Raw genomic sequence first — 16,792 nt, forward strand, 5'->3', positions numbered from 1 at the left:
CCGCCGATGCGCCCGCGCCCGCCCCGGAAGCCGCCGACGGCCCGGCCGGCGAGGTGGTGCACACCACCGACGACGCCGGCAACGCCATCGACGTGCACTACGACGAAGCCGGTGAGGTGGTCCTGGTCGAGGCCGACACCGATGGTGACGGCCAGATCGACACCGCGGCGGCACCGACCGCCGACGGCGGCGCGGTCATCGCCAGCGACCTCGACAGCGACGGCGTGGTTGACGAGGTCGCCCACCTCAACGCCGACGGCGGCCTCACCCAGGTCGATTCCTACGAAGACGGGCAACTGGTCACCCAGACCCTCGACACCGACGCCGACGGCGCACCCGACACCGTGCTGACCGACACCGACCGCGACGGCGCACCCGACACCCTGCTCGTCGACACCAACGCCGACGGGGCCATCGACGCCGTCGCTGTCGACACTGACCGCGACGGGCAATTCGACGCTGTCGCGCTCGACACCGACTTCGACGGCCAGGCCGATGTCTACGGCCAGGACACCGACGGTGACGGCGAACTCGACCTCTACAGCGACGAGACCGGCACCTACAGCGACACCCCGGACTCCCCCGAAGACACCACCCCCGGCGGCCACGACAGCGACGCCCTCGTCTGACCCCCGCCCGAGGTCAACCACAGCGATGCCCGACCCTCAGCTGGGGGTCGGGCATCGCTGTGTATGGGCTTGACGGCCTCGACGTCAGAATCCGCGGAAGATGCCGTCGGCGTCGGCGGCGCCGACGAACTCGGCGAAGTCCATGTTGGCCAGCGCGAGGTTGTTCTCGATCGACCACATCGCAGCGGGCACGACCCGCACGCTCCGATTCGAAGTGTCCTCGCCGTCGAGATTGATGGCCAGGATCGGGTGGTCGGGGTCGGACAGAGTCTGGGTATCGCACAGGAACACGTAGAACGGCGGCGGCTCCCCGATCGCGTGCGCCAGCTCGTCGACGGTGATGTTGTCGTAGGTGGGGTCATCGACCAGGGTGAGATCGGCAGAGAACCCATCGACAGGATCGGGAGCCAGCGCCGCATTCACCACCATCGTCCACGCCTCGGGATCGCTGAAATCACCACGAATCAACAGCGACAGGTTGGCCAAATGGTCGGCGTCGAGCGGCCCAGACACCGAGGTCGCAGAGTCGGCCGCCACGGCGGCGTCGATGCGCTCTCGCACCTCGGCGGGCTGGGCCGGGGCGTGTGACGCGGCCGGAGTGTTGCGGCCGGTCGGCGTGTAGCGGATGACCTCGAGGCCGGCCGGCCCGGGGATCTGCCAGATGTCGACACGCACCTGCACGGCGGGATCGGAGGGTCGCCGGTCCCGGCAGGACACGCGAACCATGTTCCAAGGACCAAAAATCGTCTGCACCAGAGGCTTGATGCGCTCGTGTTCGCTCGGCGACGACCACACCAGAGGCTGCATCGTCACAGGCAGGTAGCCGAATTCGGCGCCACCTTGCTCGACATGGACCCAGCCGTCGGCAGCATCCAACAGGGTCGGCTCAGCGTCGTGAGTGATGAGGTCGACGACCACCGGGGCCGGCGCATTAGGGATCAGGAACGTCAACTCGGGAAGCCGCGGCGGGTCGAACCCCGGCTTACCAGGTTCGTAGCTGAGCGTGTACTCCTTGGTGTCCTGAATGCCGATACTCAACCGATGCTGGCCGGTGTACCAGCTCTGATAATGCTCTGGCTCGAATGATGCGAATGCGCCAGTGAGAGCGATGAAATCAGCCGTCCGGTGTTCGTACTGCACGTGCTCCAGCTCCACAACCACTCCTCGTTACTGTCGACCCCCACAGCACGCTCTTCCAGCGGCTGCCCCAGCCGACACCCTAGGGCCGAACGGGCGGCGGTCACGCTGACGACACACCCGCCCAGCTGGTTGGCGTCAACAGGAGTCGTGCAGTCGGGAACATTCTCTGTGCCGCACCGCAACCAATCCTCAGTTGCTCACGCAGAGCACATTTCTCGCCCCGATGAACCGAGGCGGGACTGCCAGCAAGGGCGCGGCGATTCGCTGCGACAGGACCAGAGGACACACCGATGAACAAGACCGCCATGACCATTGCCGTTGCCGCCGTGTCGATGGGCGCCGTCGCGAGCGGGTTCGCCGCCGGTACCGCCGAGGCCCAGCCGGGGCATCAGCGCAGCTGGGTCACCGACGACGGCTGGAAGGCCTCGATCGCCTCCACCCACGAGAAAGTGCAGAAAGTCGCCCCGCTGTCCTCGGTGCCGACGTCGCGGGAAGCGTTCATGTCGATGCGGGCGGTGTCCACGCTGGCGCCACCGGCCGGGCAGGCCGGGTCGCCGATCACCGGTGAACTCGAGGCCGGGTACATGATCGGATGCGCGGTGCAGCTGGAATCGGTGACCGGCAGCGTCGGGGCGAGCCTGGGCATCGGCGGTAGCGGCGGCGGCGGCGTCAGCGCGACCGGACCCAGCGGCAACCTGTCGATCAGTCCGCAGGCACTGCTGCAACCGAGCCTGTCGGTGACGATGTCACCGGGCAAGATCACCACCATCGCCTTCGACAAGAAGGCCGTCGGCGCCGGACGTGCGTCGACCACCACCCGCGAAGGCCACATCAGCATCGACGGATGCGCCGGCCCGGTCGCGGTCCGCTCCTACGCCATCCTCAAGACCAGCACCCCGAAAGCCAACGACGGCAACGCCGTCTACGGCCGCGTCGTCTACCTGTAAACCAATCGGCCGGAATGTGCTGCCCGGCAGGAACATTTCACCACCCCGAGGGCAACCCATCTGTGGACGCACCACCGGCGGTGCGCCGCGCACGGTCTGCGACCGCAGACGTGCAGAACACCGAAGTCCAGTCGAGTGGCTGGCATGACGAAAGGAACACTCAGATGCGAGTACGTAAGACGATCGGTTCCACCGTGGCGGCCGTCGCCGCGGCCGGTGCGCTGTCGCTGCTGGGCGGCGGGCTGGCCTCGGCCGCCCCGATCGAGCTGCAGCACGGCGACGACGGGCTGACGACCTACGACTTCGGTGTCGACGGCCAGGACGTCATCGTCGGCGGCACAGGCAACTTCACCTGGCCCTGACAGTCAGCTCGGCTGCGCTGAACCGATCACTGCGGGTGGGCGTTCTTCGTCCACCCGCAGTCTTCGTTCAGTCGGTCGTCACCGCCCAGTGTCCGGCATTCGGGTGCCGGGACGGCAGCGGCGAACCGAGACGGGCTGCAGCGTCGGCGAGGATTGGCCACGGCTCGACGAGCTCGCACTGCCAGCATTCCCACGGCACCGGACCCGGTCCGAGAACATCGCCGAGCAGCGGGTGGCGGCTACGCGCAATGCTGTCGGCGGCCTTCTCCACGGCGGCCACGAGGTCCCATCTGGTCACGTCGGCGACATAGCTGGGCAGCTCGGCCGTAGCCTCTGCGACGGCGTCGGCCGAGCTGGGCTCGGTGGCCAGGATGTCGGCGGCACGCGAAGCAATCACCTGAGGGCGCGGCTCAACGGCCGCACAGACCGGGTGGATTGCTCGGTTAGCTCAGTGAAATCTGACCGCGATCGTGCGTACCCACGCAGCAAGAGTGTCGACGTCCCTCTGCGATAGGGCGACGACTCACCTCGAAGGACGGTCGACAGGTACGACAGTGGTCAATAGGTACGACCGTGCGGCACCTTTCCCCCGTTCGGACGAATCCAGGCTTGGGATTTGTCGCCTTTAAACCTCCTGTGCCATAGTTGCGACCGCTTCATTCTTGTGAATTGTCTACGTAGCGGTGTCGGGGGACATCGCCCTATTGGGCGTGCTACCGCTGACATCGCCAGGCTCCCCGGCCAATCCGGGGATGAGGGCGAGGATTCTGCGTGTCGAATCGGGTCGGGTTCCGGATCATTGCGGCGTTGGTGGCTATAGGCTCCTTGGCAGCCGCGGCGGGTGCAGCTGACGCTACGCCGACGCCACTGTCGTCGAAGTACGATCGGCTGGTCACCGATGATGGGTGGACGGTAACGCTCAAAGCTACTGAGCTGGTTGTCAATCCCATGTCCAATATTGCCAACGTAGCAACGTCGCGCGAGGGTTGGATCTCCTCCAAAGTGGATGCCTCGATTACCGGCAAGGGACGCCAGCCGATTCAGTCGGCGGTTCTGGAGCAGTTTCTCGTTATTGGTTGCCAGATCGACGTTTCTGACGGCGCAACCCTCGGTCTTGCTACTAGCTTCGGCCCTAGCGTCGGCGTGACGATCAGCGGCATCCCGGCGGGGAACCTCGGCGCAAGCGCGTCGGTGAGCCCATCAATCTCGACTAAGATCCGACCCGGACGAATCAACGAGATCTCGCTTGGCAAGAAGACCCTACAGACCGATCGGGCCTCGATCCGCGCTAAGCGGGTGCGTGTTGGGGTCGATGGATGCCTGGGACCCACGACCGTGCGGATCATCGCACGTCTGTCAGTGTCTTCCCCGACAGCCGACGACACCATCAATATCTTCTCTAGCCGCACGTGGCTCTGAGACATGCGCGTCCAGAAGGAAGTTTCAGTCTTTTACACACGCAGTCGATCTCAGATGGCGGGCCTGGCGGTCACAGTGGTGACGCTTCTCGCGACTCTCTGCGCGCTCGCCTCCCTAGCAGTAGGCCAGGGCGTTGCCTACGCCGAGACACCAGCAGAGCGTTGCGAGCGCGAGACCAACGCGTACAACAACGCCTGGAAGCAGGGTTGGGCTGCAAGCAACCCCGGTAAGAGTCCCAACGACGCCCCCCCACCCCCGGTGCCTTACGTCTGCCGTGACCCTCAAGCTACGCCTGAGAACACTCCCACCACACCTTCAGTGGTGGCTCCCAGCCTGCCGGGCGCGACTACGCCCACCACCCCTGGCACTGGGCCGAACATGACCGCCCACGCCCCTACCGACATTCCGCCACCAGGTCGTACACCCATCGTTCCGGTTCCGGAAACGCGGACTGTTCAACCTCCGGTCTCCAACACCGCGGTGCCTACCGCACCGACAGCTTCGCTCGGTGACGCTGTGGAGAGTTTGCGCCGTAACGCTGATAACAGCGGTTTGCCTCCGTACCGCGCATGCGGATCGTCTGCCGAGCGGAAGACCATCGGCGAGTACGACGTTGCCGGGGATCGGCGGGCATTCATGGTGTGCGGCAATCGTGAGTACGGATTCGAACACATCAAGGGTCGTCATATGGATGACTGGGCGAACAAGGCAATGATCACTGGTGACAAGTGGATGGACCTCATGGACTACACCATTGAGGCCACGTTGCGACACCCAGAAGCCACCTCGCAACGAGACGGCAAGACTTGCTATGCGCGCAAAATCTGGATGTATGACAAGCGCAACGGAGAGGTGACGGGCAAGTTCTTCTGGAGCCACGTCATCGTCAAAGACTCCAATGGAGACATCATCACAGCCTATCCGACCGGCTCAGGGGACCACCGATGCACGTCATAACGCGAGCCCGAACAATGACTGCCGCTGTGATCGCTCTCGCGCTATGCTTCTGCGCTGTCGCCTGCACTAGCGACGACGATAGCCCCAGCGTTTCCTCACTCAACGGAGCTTCGGTGTCAGAGACAACTTCGCCACCCAGTGGCGCCGACCTGACCGCACTACGGCGGCCCGGCACGCTCGATGAGGCGTTACCCGCCGCGTTGGACGGCTTGCATCCGGTGCTCCTGGAGGAGCCCGAACCCGCCCGATTCTTCACGACGATGTACACCCCCTCAACCACTTCCAACGATGTAAGAGCCAGCATCCTCGTCAGCACCCGGGAAAGCCCAGTCACCGCCGACACGGCGCGTACTGATGCGGAGCTATACCCAAGTCCTGCGTATACCTACACACCAGTTCCCAGCGATCGTCGTGCCTCATTTGGCCATCACTCCTTCGTCGCAGCCTCGCATGACGACCTGGATGAGTGGGCACTAACCGCCGACACGTTGTTCATCAAGGTCAAGTATCAGCCCGGATCTGTGTCCGAGACCGAACTGTGGACGCTGGCCGAGAGCATCCTGCGCGCTACGGACAGCACCAGGTAGACACCCACCCATCGACTGTTCGCCAGGGCGCCGGTTCAACGATCGGTGAGTCATTGCTCTAGAGCGGACCGACCGAAGTCTGCACGCTGAGGAGGAAATAGCAGAGATGGTTGGCGCGCCCTTCCCTAACCTCACAGAACCCGACTTAGAGAGCGACCCCGACGGCGGGTTCCCCGTCTACGACATTGTGTTTGAAGACAGGGTCGGCCGGTTGTGGGAAGACCCGAGCCACACGTCCGAAGACTCGCGGGTTGATCCGGCCAGCTGGGCGGCCCAGCATTCGGTCCCCGCGGGCCGGATCGGACCGGTCGGTCCGGGGATCGCGCCGGAGCAGTGGCCGCGCGATCCGACGACGGGGATGCCGATGATGCACGTCATCACCCTGTGGCTCCCCGAGCATTTCCGTCGGCGCGGCCCGGACCTCCCAGGGTTCGCGCTTTTTCAGGGAGCAGGCGAGGCTTTCATGCCGCTACCCGACAACCCGGATCCGGCCGATCCGTTCGTCATCGACCTGCACCACCATCGCCCCCACCCCCAACAGATTCTCCTCACCGACATCCTTGATCTCTACTTTGCAGCCATTTGGCTCACCGCCGAGGAACTCACCCGGATCGGCTCACCCCCGGCAGACCGCCGACGTCCCGGAGAACACAACCACGACGGACTACCCCGCCATGCGTGGAACCACGACGACCCCCCGCTGCTCGTGCGCCTCACGCCGCGCCGCCACGACCCCAACGCCGGCATCGCCCCCGTCGAACGTGACGCCACCACAGACACTCCGTACCTCAGCACGTGGGGCGACGGCGACCACCACGATTGGGCCAACAAACTCCAATGGTGGAATCACCTCGGCGGCACAATCTTTCCCTCCCAGTGGATTCCCGACGGACTCACCCCGTACTACCTCGACCTGATCGAACTTCCCGGGATGAACATCGGCACCGGCACCCTTCAGTACGACCTCGAATCGAACGTATTCGACTGGGCCTGTGGGTAACTGATGTTCCAGATTCACAGAATGCCGTCGAAGACCAGGCCTACCCAGATGCAATCGGCCGCCAGGCCGAAGGTCAGCCCCGCCCAGAGCGCGATCTTCTCTGCTGGTTTAGCACCAGCGATAGCGGCCACGAGGATGCCGAAAGCGACGAGCCCCAGCGGGAATACGACCACGATGAGGTAGTCGGGAAGCAGGAGCGCGCAGGCGGCGAGAACCAGTCCGGCGGTCGTGTAGACGGCGTAGCGCGGCCCGTCATCGAGCTGGGCGATCCGAGTGGCGACCGCACGGGCGATCGCGCGCTCGAGCGACTTCGTCATGCCAGTCCTTCACGGTGGGGTTGCCCGATCACGTCGACACCTCTACGCACTCAGTTGATGAGGCCGGAGCGGGTGAGGAAGGTGCGGGCATTCTCTACCGACGACAGTTCGGTGACCCTGAGGACCAGCCCGGTACCGGTGTTGGCGTACCAGATGGTGTATTCGTTGTCGCTGAGACTCGGGGTGATCTCGGCGGCGGCCTGGCGGTTGGTGTCTTCGACGACGGTGCCCTTGCCGGCACTGTAGACCCCGTTACGCAGGTTGCGGATCTCGCGGGTGGCTTCGTTGTCGTCGACGTTGATGTCGATCCGCAGTGAGTCCGATAGGCCGCCCTCGATTTTGAGGCCACTCAGGGTGCCGGCCTCGTTGAGGGTGCAGTCCAGTGTGAGGGCGCCGTTGTCGGTGAAGCTGCCGTTGGTGCAGTCGGTGATCTGGGATTGCAGGGCGCCGGGGAGTTGCTGGCGGATTTGGTCGGGGTCGGTGAGGATCGGCCCGCCGTCTTCGCCGGTGGGGCCGGCGGGGGTGGTGTCGGCGCCCAGGGTTTGGGTGGCCTGGGATGCATCGGTGGGGTCGTCGTCGCTGCCGCTGGCGGTGGTGACGATGGTGGTCACGATCGCGGCGGCGGCGGTGACGGCGACCGCCGCGGCGCCGATGCGCAACCAGCGTCGCCGCGTCGAGGCGGGCTGGGCTGGTGAGCCCAAGGTGCGGGGTTGGGTGTGCCAGGTCGGCATGAGGTCGGCGGCTTCGGGGATGCCGCGGGGCTGGGTGGGCGCCGAGTCCGCCAGCACGGTGAGCAGTGCACCTTGGGCGACAACGGTTTTGGGGTCGTCGAGGGTGGCGACGGGGCCGAGTTCGCCGAGGCGTTGCTGGATGAGGGGGATGCGGGAGGACCCGCCGGTGAGGTAGAGGGCGGTGRGTTGGTCGGGGTGGGTGAGGCCGGCGTCGGCGAGGGTGGTTCGGGTGAGGTGGACGGCGGCGTCGACGGCGGGGGTGATGAGTTCGTCGAACTCGTCGCGGGTGATCTGCAGGGTGGTGCGTTCATTCGGGCCGGGCACGGTGATGGTGGCCGACGGCGTTTCGGACAGCAGCTCTTTGGCCTGCTGGATGGAGTCCTGCAAGGACTGGATGGCGTCGATGGGGGCGGCGCGGCGCAGCCAGGCGGCGTGGTCGGGGTCGCGGTCGGCGAGGCGATCCTCGACCCAGCGTTGCAGCAGGGCGTCGAAGTTCTTGCCGCCCAGTCCGTTGTCGCCGCGGGCGGCGATGACCTGGAAGGTGTTGGTGGGGGTGACCTCGAGGACGGCGATGTCGAGGGTGCCGCCGCCGAAGTCGAACACCGCAATCCTGGTGCCGTGTTGCAGGGCGTGGGAGCGGGAGTAGTGCCCGGCCGCGGCGCGGGGTTCGGAGATCGTGGTGATCCGCTCGGCCGGGATGCCGGCGGCCCTTGCGGCGTCGGTGAGAACCTGAATCTGTTGGGGCGCCCACGCTTCGGGGTGGGTGAGCACGACCCGGTCGGGCATGGTGCCGGCGTGTGCGGCGACCCCGCGGCCGATGATGGTACGCATCACGGCGGCGACGAGGGCATAGATCGGCAGGGTGTGCCCGTTGGCTGCGACGGCCGGTTGCGCGCCGATGAGGCGTTTGGGTGAGGCGATGAACCCGGCCGGGTTCTGTGCGGCGGAGTTGAGGGCGGCACCCCCGACGAGGACGGTGCCTGCGGTGTCGACGAACACCGCCGAGGGCATCAGGTTGCTGGTGTGGGTCAGCGAGAGCGCTTCGATGCTGCGGCTGGTGGCGCCCGAATGCGCGGCCGCCGAGTTTGAGGTGCCGAAGTCGATGGCCAGAGACCAGGCATGGGTGGCAGATGTCTGGGTGGCAGATGTCATGGTGTCGGATCGTCCTGTGCGGGAGGGGGTGTCAGTGGCCGGCGGCCAGAGCGGTGTAGGTGCGGATGAGGGTGACCAGGGCGGCGTCCTCGGCCGCCGACCGGGTGGCCAGGGTGCGTTGCTGGGCGGCGGCCAGGCGGCGGTGGGCTTCGGCGGTGACGGCGGCCGGTGGTGAGTGGCCGTCGAGGCCGACGCGGCCGGCGGGGGTGGTGGCGGTGAGGATGGTGCGCAGTTCGTCGGTGACCGCGGCGTCGGGGTCGACGTCGAGCATGCGTTGGTAGTCCTCGAGCACGGTCACCGCGGCCAGGGCCGGGTCGGCGCGCAATCCGGCGGTCAGGGTGCGGATGTGGTCGCGGGCGGGATGGGTGAAGGCCAGTTGATCGAGGCGGGCCAGGATGCGGTGGGCGCGGTGCAGCATGGCGAACCGGCCGGTGGCCGCGGTCAGGGCGTGGCGCAGGGCGGCGATCCCGGATCGTTCGGCCAGCCAAGTGTTGAGCGCTGCGGCTCCGTCGGCGGCGATACGGCGGCCGTTGAGTACGCCGTACTCGCCGAGCAGGGCGAGGAGTTCACGCCGTTCGGCCGGCGGTACTCCCCCGCTGGTGGGGTCTTCGGAGTCGAAGATCCGCAGCACTTCTAGCGGCGCGATGTCGCGGAGCTGGGCGAGCAGCGCGGCGTGGCGTTCGGTCAGCATGCCGGTGTGGCTGGTTTGCGCCATCAGCCCGGACACCGGGACGATCGCGTGGACGATCCCGGCCAGCGGGCCGGCCATGGTGGCGGCGTGGGCGGCGGCGTGGGTGAGTGGGTCGCGGCGGCCGAAGGCGCCTTCGCCGAAGGAGTCGGCGCGCGAGAGCACCCCGAGCATGGTCAACGGGGTGAACGGCAGCCGGTGCAGGAACTCGATCTCATCGACGCGGGGTGCGGCGTCGAAGAGGAATACCGCGGCATCGGCATCGATGGAGGCGGTGCGGGTTTGTTCGAAGCCGTCGATCATCACTCGGCGGGTGGCGGCGTCGTTGGCGGCGGTCAGCGTCGACAGGCCGGGGGTGTCGATGAGGGTGAGTTCGCGCAGCGCCGCTGAGGGCAGCCACCGGTCGACGTAGGCGACCTCGGCTGACGGGATCGGTAACTCGATCCCTGCGCCCGGGCGCAGCGCGGCGCGGTGGCGGGTGCTGTCGAGGGCGAGGACCTCAGCCCGGGACGGGGACCCGTCGCGGTAGACGGTGACGACGTTGGTGGCCTCCAGGGCGGCGGTCTCGGCGACCGGGGCGCCGATCAGCGCATTAACCAGCGTGGATTTGCCCGCTTTGAGTCGGCCGACCACCACGACGCGCGGCGGTGACCACAAGATGGTGCCGATCGCATTGGCGTGATCGATGCAGTCCCCACCGAGCGCGGCCAGCTGGTGCAGCCCGCGGTCGAGCGTGGTGTGCACCGAATCTGGTGTCGCGCTACTCATGTCGGGTCTCCGTCGAGCAGTGCTTGGGCGGCGGTGATGCGTTTGTCGACGATGGCCAGGTTCGAGGTGAGGCGTTGGGTGGACTTTTCGCGGGTGGCGGCGTCGGCGGCCGCGGCCTCCTGGACGTGGGTGATGGTGGTTTGAAGCTGGTCGATGCTGGCGCGCAGGTGATCTCGGTAGCGGATGACGATGTCGGGGCGGGCTTGGGCGACGGCGCTGTCGAGGAGTCGGCCGGTGGCGGTCTTGGTGGCGGCCAACGTTTCTCGCAGCCAGGCCAGCAGGTTGGTTTTGCCGGCGCGGATCGCCCGGAAGCTCAAGTTCACTCCGACCCACACCGCGCCGATGACGGCGCCGACACCCATCAGCGCCGACAGCCCGACAAGGCCACCGAGGGTGGAGGACCCGACCACACCCATGGTCAGCAACGTCGGGTCGAGCAGCCCTTGGCGTTTGCTGGTGACCTGGTGGGTTTCGATCTTCTTGTCCTGCATCGAGGCGACGATGCGGTCGCTGATCTGTTCCCACACCGCGGGGTCGTCGGCGAAGCGTGGGGTGATGATCGTGTCGTGCAGCTCCTGCAGGAACCCGGCGAGGGTTTCGGCCATCGCCATCTGCAGATCGACCTGCATGTCGGCGGTGAACTTCTGTTCGCTGCGCCGCAACACGGCCATGCCGTTGCTGTTGATGTAGGTGGTCCACTTCTCGCGCACCCCATCGAGGCGGCGTTCGAGGTCATCGACCGCCGATTGCCGCAACAAGGTCAAGTCCCGGGCGAGGTATTGCTCCCATTGGCGTGACTGGGCCTGCAGGTCGGTGAGCCGGTCGCGTTCGGCGGTCAGATCCGGCAACGCTTTCGCTCCAGCAGCCAGCGCGGCGAGCTCGTCGGCGATGGTCGTGCGCACGGTGCGCAGCCCGTCCAGACAGGTGCGGACCGCATCCAGGTGCGGGGCCGCCGCGGCGGCGTCAAGTCGGTCGGTGATCGCCGCGCGCAGGGCGGCGATCCCGGCGTCGGCCTCGAGGCGGTGACGCGCCTGCGGGTCGGGGGTCTCGGCGGCCAGGACGGCGAGGAGGCTCGACACCCCGATCACCGGCACCGTACGCCCCAGGTGCTCGGCGATCAGGCGCTGGTTCTCGGCGACGATCGCCCGCCAGCGTCCCAGGTGTTTGTCGGTTTTCGTCACGGCCACAACAACGGCATCGACACCAGCGCTGGCCTCGCGGACGAAGGCCATCTCCGGGGCCGTGATCGGGGCAGAAGCATCACAGACCAGCACCAGCACGCACGCCTGCTGCGTGGACTGCGACGCCAGTTTCGCCAAACCGGGGTCCAGACCGCCGACACCGGGGGTGTCGATGAGGGTCATATCGCCCACCGCCGCCTCACGCAGCGCGATCGCCGCCGCAGTGGGCAGCTCCTCAACGCTGCGATCACACACCATCCGCCCGCCAGTGGTCACCCAGTCGGCCAGCTCGCCGATCTCAGCCGGCCGCGGGCCGGAGGGAAAGAACAACTCGGCGGCGTGGGCGGCGGGTAGATCACCGGTGGTGGTGACCGACACCGCAACCGAGGAGGTGACATCAACCCCCACCGGGCACAGGTCGCGGTAGCCGACCAGGGCGTTGACCAGCGAACTTTTGCCGCGCTGCACCTCGCCGGCCACCACCACGGTGCGCTGCGGCGCCCGATGCAGTTTCGTCTCGGCGAGGTCGGCGACGGCGTCGTGTTTGTAGGCGCGCAGCACCTTTCCCGCCTCAGCCACGACCGCCGCCGCGGCCGCATCGACCCCTGTCTGGGGTGCTGCGGGCGCGTTCACGCCGACCATCGTCTCGTAGCAGTGCCGCCGTTCCCCCGACCGGTCATGGAAAGCATGCTGGTCGAAGCGGCAGGGCAAACGCAAAACGGTGGGCGTCAGGCGCCGGCGGTGCAGGCCCAGATGATCGTGCGGGACCCCGGCCCGGACTCATTCGCCGCGGCTACCTCAGCGGACCGTTCGCCCGCGATGGCAGACCCGACTGTGTGGGCGCGAGGGTGGGCGCACTATTCTGCAGCCGAACAAGAGGATCGTGCAGATCCGGGTTTCGGGGGAACCGTTCGGGGTTCGCGCAGCAACTCACTGAGCAACACCAGTGTGTGCGGCGCTGGCCCGGGTGAGGTCGTTGGTCCTCCGCGGCAGGGGCTGCAGGAGAGAAACGAGACCCTGATGAAGCGTTGGTACCCACTCGCGGCCGCAGCCGCGGTCACCGCGGGCATGCTGGCCGCATGCTCCACCGGCGGCGAACCCGCCCCCGAATCCTCGACGCCCGGTAGCGCCGAGCCGACGGTCGATCTGACCGCGCTTGATCCGGGCGCCTACCCCACCGAACCTCGCCCACCGTTCGGTGTTGCCGACGACTCGCAACTGGTGCAGGTCGAAAGCCAGCGGATGGCGCAGTTCATCGTGGTGCCCTTCGAGGTCGACCCGGACCTGACCGCCCCGGACAAATCAAACGCACCGATCACCAGCCGCCGCAACCTGGTGCCACACATCAACGCCGACGCGGCGACGATCCCGGCCAACGACGCACTGCTTGGCGGTTTCTCGTCACTGTTCACCACCGCGCCGACCGAACGGGACAACCCGCGTGGCCTGCACAACATGGTGCTGCGCTACGAAACCGCCGCTGATGCCCGCGCCGCCGCACAGCAACTCGCCCAGGTCAGCGCCCGCCAGCAGAACAGCCCGGTCACCAGCCTGCCGGGGGTGGAGGGCGCCTGGGCCCTCGAGACCACCCGCAACGACAAGAGCTACTTCACGACCTACACCCCGCACGGGGTGTACGTAATCTACGAGTTCGCCTCCTCCCTGGCGGCCCACTCCGACCAGCTCGAGCCGATGGCCCGCAAAGCAATCACGTTACAGTCGGCGTTGATCGACCAATTCCCACGCACCCCCACGGCTGCGGAGAACGCCGCCCGCGGCAACGGCGAAGGTTTTCAGCCGCCGAAGATGGATGAGAACAGCATCCTCATCTACGCCCTGCCCTACACCGACACCGAGATGGAAAACGGCATCACCGGCCGGCCGCAGCAGAGCATGCGCGCGGTGTACGGGCCGCGCGGCTTGTCGCATTTCTCCAGCGACCCGGCCGGCATCTTCAACGACCTTCGTGCGGCCGGATCTACCGCGAACGCGATCGAGCGTTCCATCGTCTACCGCGCCGACACCGAGGAGCAGGCCGCCACGCTGGCCGCTACGAGCGAAGCCGACGATCAGAAGATCGACGCACCGCCCGGGCTGCCGGCCGCCAACTGCTCTGCCCAATCCAGCGCCGACGGCAAGTACACGATCTATCACTGCAAGGTGCAGGTCGGCCGCTACGTCGGAGAAGTGCAGTCGCCCAATAAGACTGACGTCTACCAGCAAGCCGCGGCTCAATATCTGATCCTCACCAAGGCCGACCAGAACGCCAAGTAGACGGGACGAAAGGCGACGATGACGCGCAGCTACCTCGGTCGCTCCATCGCCGCGGCCGCGGCGGTGACCGCAGTGCTGGCCGGCTGCACTGTCGACGGTCAGCCCAGCTCGGCAACATTCACCGACCCTGCCGTGCAGGTTGATGCCCTCGACACCGGCGACTACCCCACCCGGGCGCGAGCCCCGTTCGGGCGCGCGGTCACCGACCCCGAGCGGGTCGAGGCGACCCGGATGGCGCAGTTCGTGCTGGCGCCGTTCGAGGTCAATCCCGATCTCACACATGGGCAATGGCCTGTCGGCGAGCTCGACGACGCTGCCGGGATCGGTCGCGCGGTCGTCCCGGGCGCGGCCGACATTCCGGCCAACGCGGAGTTCGTCACCGGATTTGTCACCACCGCCGACAACGGGGATGCCAACGTCGGGGCTGCTCGTCACCTGCTGCGGCATGCGGTCCTGAAGTATCGCAGCCCTGCCGACGCCTCGGCCGCCGCTGAGCAAATGAGTGCCGCGGTCGCCGAAATCGACAACAAGCCCATCGTGCCGCTCGACGGGGCGCCGGACACTCGAACTGTCATCCAAGATTTCGGTGCGTCCACAGCGATCCTGGCTGTCACCGCTCACGACTCGTATGTGTTCTTCGATCGGTACTACGGCCCCACGACGCAGTTCCGCAGCGGAGAGTCGTTGGTGCGTATGGCCAACGCGATCACTCAGCAGAAGATTTTCATCGACGAGTTCACGCCCACCCCCGACGGTGAAACTCCGCTGATCGACCCCGACGCCATCCTCATCTACGCGCTGCCGTTCACCGCGGCCTACCTCCGGGCGAACCCCGACTCCCCTGACCGCGGAGCGGTGTACGGGCCCCGCGGCATCGCCCACACCAGCACCGACCCCGTCACCGACTTCCAGGTGCTGACCAGGATTGGCTCGGATGCCAACGCAGTGGAGAACTCGGCGGTCTTCCGCGCGGACACCGCCGAAGGCGCGCGCACCTATCTCGACAGCTTCCTCGGGTCCAACCGCACCCGCGGCTGGACCGGCGCCGACAGCCCACCAGGCTTGCCCACCGCCACCTGCCAAAAGCACCCGACAAGCCAAGCACACAGCTGCGCACTGACGGTCGGGCGATACGGCGCCCAGGTCATCGGCAACACCAAAACCGATGCTCACCAACAAGCCTCGGCCCAATACCTGATCCTGACGACCGCCGACCAACGAGCACACTGACCGACGACATCGCGCACGTCGTCATCTCCCCGCAGACAGAGGTGCCCGGACCCGCCACTGCGGGTCCGGGCACCGAACTCACCCCGGATGTCAGGGGCGGAAAACCTTCAGCTGCCCAGCGTCACCGATCGGATCACCGTAGCCACGACGGGTGAAGTCGTCGTTGCCAACTGGATCGCCGTACTCCGCACCGAATGTGAAGGTGAAGGGCTCCTGACTTTCGGTGGCACCCCCATGCACTTGGTGGATTCCGAAGTCCGAAACGAACGGGCCCGTCGCCGCGGTCGCGACACCCGCTCCAAGGCCGGCCAGCCCCGCAGCGAGCACAGCGCCGGCGAGCAGACGAGTCGAAGTTATTGCCATGAGAGTTGTTCTCCGTTCGAAGGAATGGGGCGGCCGCTGTTGCGACCCTTGCACCCCATCTGTTGCTACCGCACCACAGAAAGGTTCCCAGGCACATCTTCGAGTTCGCGGACTAACGCCGACCTATCGCGCGACGGCCCGTCGTCGATTATTGAGGTCGCGGCTCGGGGGCGGACGTCGCGCGAGCGATCCCCCACTGCTTCCACGACCTATCCATATCTGGCGTGCTGTGCATTGCCGGTCGCGGCCGCTGGTTCCATGAGGCTTTGCTTTCATTCCGACACGTCAGACTTGACCTTGACCCTGTAGGCGAGCTGGTCGGGATGAGCACGACATATCACCCGAATGGCGATAGTTGGGGTCGGGACCTGGGTGGCACGATTTAGATGGCGACGCGGCCACTTCTTGGATCGGAGCCCTGCCGCAGTTTGCCCGGACTAGTCACTGTTGCAGGTGTGGGCACTGATAATCGATTGCAAGGCGGCCCACGCTGGACGTCATTTGCAAACGATCCACAAGGCTTTCGGGTGAAGCAGCGAGGATCTTCTCGCGCTTCGCCGCAGCTAACTCTCGCCTCAGTCCAGGCGAATCGTCGATTTGGGCAAGCAAAGACTGCTTATACTGCGCGGGGTCGGCGCGAGCTTCGAACACTTCGGCGTCAAGAGTAGCCTGCGCTTCGATCCAATCCGCCCCGCCCTGCTCTGCAGCACTACATTCGTGGCGACCGATTCCACGAAGTAGGTGAGGGGTTCGTCCAAAGACTTCGCTGCCAGGAACTCCAAACCCTGTGGATAGCGTCAGGAAGCTGCCGTTAATCAGGTCGGGTGCCCATCCCCTCATCTGACAAAACGCGCGGGCAAAAGCTGCGTCGCCTCCTGATGGAACATCACGAAAGACTTGCTGAACTACCTGATCCAGCACAACAGCGTACTGACCATCGCCGACAATCTGGTCGGACACCCGCTGCTGCCGCATCGAAGCGAGATCAAAGATCGGCGCGTTGAGTGCCGCCTCGGCTATTTCCTCCGGTGTTGAGTTTACTCCCCG

General features: G+C 66.4%; 16 protein-coding genes. 9 read left to right on the forward strand and 7 right to left on the reverse strand.

Annotation, left to right across the window (positions count from 1 at the left end):
- A partial coding sequence (locus CA982_RS20675; protein ID WP_086537120.1) for a hypothetical protein occupies positions 1–629 on the forward strand: 629 nt, incomplete at its 5' end.
- A gap of 84 nt (positions 630–713) precedes the next feature.
- Here CA982_RS20675 and CA982_RS20680 read toward each other — a convergent pair.
- Positions 714–1,784: a DUF6924 domain-containing protein gene (locus tag CA982_RS20680; protein ID WP_049942646.1), complete on the reverse strand. Its 1,071-nt coding sequence runs from the start codon at positions 1,782–1,784 to the stop codon at positions 714–716.
- Positions 1,785–2,059: 275 nt separating this feature from the next.
- On the opposite strand from CA982_RS20680, the gene CA982_RS20685 reads away from it, so the two are divergent.
- Positions 2,060–2,716 carry an MspA family porin gene (locus tag CA982_RS20685; protein WP_014928979.1) on the forward strand — a complete coding sequence of 219 codons (657 nt, stop codon included), beginning with the start codon at positions 2,060–2,062 and terminating at the stop codon, positions 2,714–2,716.
- A gap of 164 nt (positions 2,717–2,880) precedes the next feature.
- Positions 2,881–3,078 (forward strand): hypothetical protein, encoded by a 198-nt coding sequence (locus CA982_RS20690; protein ID WP_044508779.1) that lies wholly within the window; start codon positions 2,881–2,883, stop codon positions 3,076–3,078.
- 67 nt (positions 3,079–3,145) lie between these two features.
- Here the strand turns inward: CA982_RS20690 and CA982_RS20695 are convergent, their stop codons facing one another.
- Positions 3,146–3,475 (reverse strand): hypothetical protein, encoded by a 330-nt coding sequence (locus CA982_RS20695; RefSeq protein WP_086537121.1) that lies wholly within the window; start codon positions 3,473–3,475, stop codon positions 3,146–3,148.
- A gap of 374 nt (positions 3,476–3,849) precedes the next feature.
- Between CA982_RS20695 and CA982_RS20700 the strand changes: the two genes are divergently transcribed.
- The 4 genes from CA982_RS20700 to CA982_RS20715 all read left to right on the forward strand — a co-directional run bounded on the left by CA982_RS20700 (position 3,850) and on the right by CA982_RS20715 (position 7,041).
- A complete protein-coding gene (locus CA982_RS20700) occupies positions 3,850–4,497 on the forward strand; it encodes an MspA family porin (protein WP_014928980.1) in 648 nt (215 codons plus the stop codon).
- Positions 4,498–4,875: 378 nt separating this feature from the next.
- Positions 4,876–5,454: a hypothetical protein gene (locus CA982_RS26435; RefSeq protein ID WP_144066071.1), complete on the forward strand. Its 579-nt coding sequence runs from the start codon at positions 4,876–4,878 to the stop codon at positions 5,452–5,454.
- 113 nt (positions 5,455–5,567) lie between these two features.
- On the forward strand, positions 5,568–6,041 hold the full coding sequence (locus tag CA982_RS20710) for a hypothetical protein (RefSeq protein WP_144066072.1): 474 nt from the start codon (positions 5,568–5,570) through the stop codon (positions 6,039–6,041).
- A gap of 106 nt (positions 6,042–6,147) precedes the next feature.
- A complete protein-coding gene (locus tag CA982_RS20715; RefSeq protein WP_014928983.1) occupies positions 6,148–7,041 on the forward strand; it encodes a hypothetical protein in 894 nt (297 codons plus the stop codon).
- A 14-nt stretch (positions 7,042–7,055) separates the two neighbouring features.
- Here CA982_RS20715 and CA982_RS20720 read toward each other — a convergent pair whose 3' ends face one another.
- The 4 genes from CA982_RS20720 to CA982_RS20735 are packed head-to-tail and all read right to left on the reverse strand — an operon-like array spanning position 7,056 to position 12,520.
- On the reverse strand, positions 7,056–7,358 hold the full coding sequence (locus CA982_RS20720; protein WP_044508785.1) for a hypothetical protein: 303 nt from the start codon (positions 7,356–7,358) through the stop codon (positions 7,056–7,058).
- 50 nt (positions 7,359–7,408) lie between these two features.
- The gene (locus CA982_RS20725; RefSeq protein ID WP_086537123.1) at positions 7,409–9,241 is read right to left on the reverse strand and encodes an Hsp70 family protein; all 1,833 of its coding nucleotides are present in this window, start codon (positions 9,239–9,241) and stop codon (positions 7,409–7,411) included.
- Positions 9,242–9,272: 31 nt separating this feature from the next.
- Positions 9,273–10,697, reverse strand: a complete 1,425-nt coding sequence (locus CA982_RS20730) for a GTPase (protein ID WP_014928985.1) — start codon at positions 10,695–10,697, stop codon at positions 9,273–9,275.
- Positions 10,694–12,520 carry a dynamin family protein gene (locus CA982_RS20735; protein ID WP_014928986.1) on the reverse strand — a complete coding sequence of 609 codons (1,827 nt, stop codon included), beginning with the start codon at positions 12,518–12,520 and terminating at the stop codon, positions 10,694–10,696. Before CA982_RS20735 ends, CA982_RS20730 begins: the two co-directional genes overlap by 4 nt.
- 45 nt (positions 12,521–12,565) lie before the next feature.
- On the opposite strand from CA982_RS20735, the gene CA982_RS20740 reads away from it, so the two are divergent.
- Positions 12,566–14,152, forward strand: a complete 1,587-nt coding sequence (locus CA982_RS20740) for a DUF7373 family lipoprotein (RefSeq protein ID WP_144066073.1) — start codon at positions 12,566–12,568, stop codon at positions 14,150–14,152.
- A gap of 18 nt (positions 14,153–14,170) precedes the next feature.
- Positions 14,171–15,382 carry a DUF7373 family lipoprotein gene (locus CA982_RS20745; RefSeq protein WP_014928988.1) on the forward strand — a complete coding sequence of 404 codons (1,212 nt, stop codon included), beginning with the start codon at positions 14,171–14,173 and terminating at the stop codon, positions 15,380–15,382.
- A gap of 804 nt (positions 15,383–16,186) precedes the next feature.
- Here the strand turns inward: CA982_RS20745 and CA982_RS26440 are convergent.
- Complete coding sequence (locus tag CA982_RS26440) at positions 16,187–16,720, reverse strand: hypothetical protein (RefSeq protein WP_144066074.1); 534 nt, start codon at positions 16,718–16,720, stop codon at positions 16,187–16,189.
- Positions 16,721–16,792 lie beyond the last annotated feature (72 nt).

The sequence above is a fragment of the Gordonia lacunae genome (assembly GCF_002149015.1).
In the GTDB taxonomy this organism is placed as follows: Bacteria; Actinomycetota; Actinomycetes; order Mycobacteriales; family Mycobacteriaceae; genus Gordonia; species Gordonia lacunae.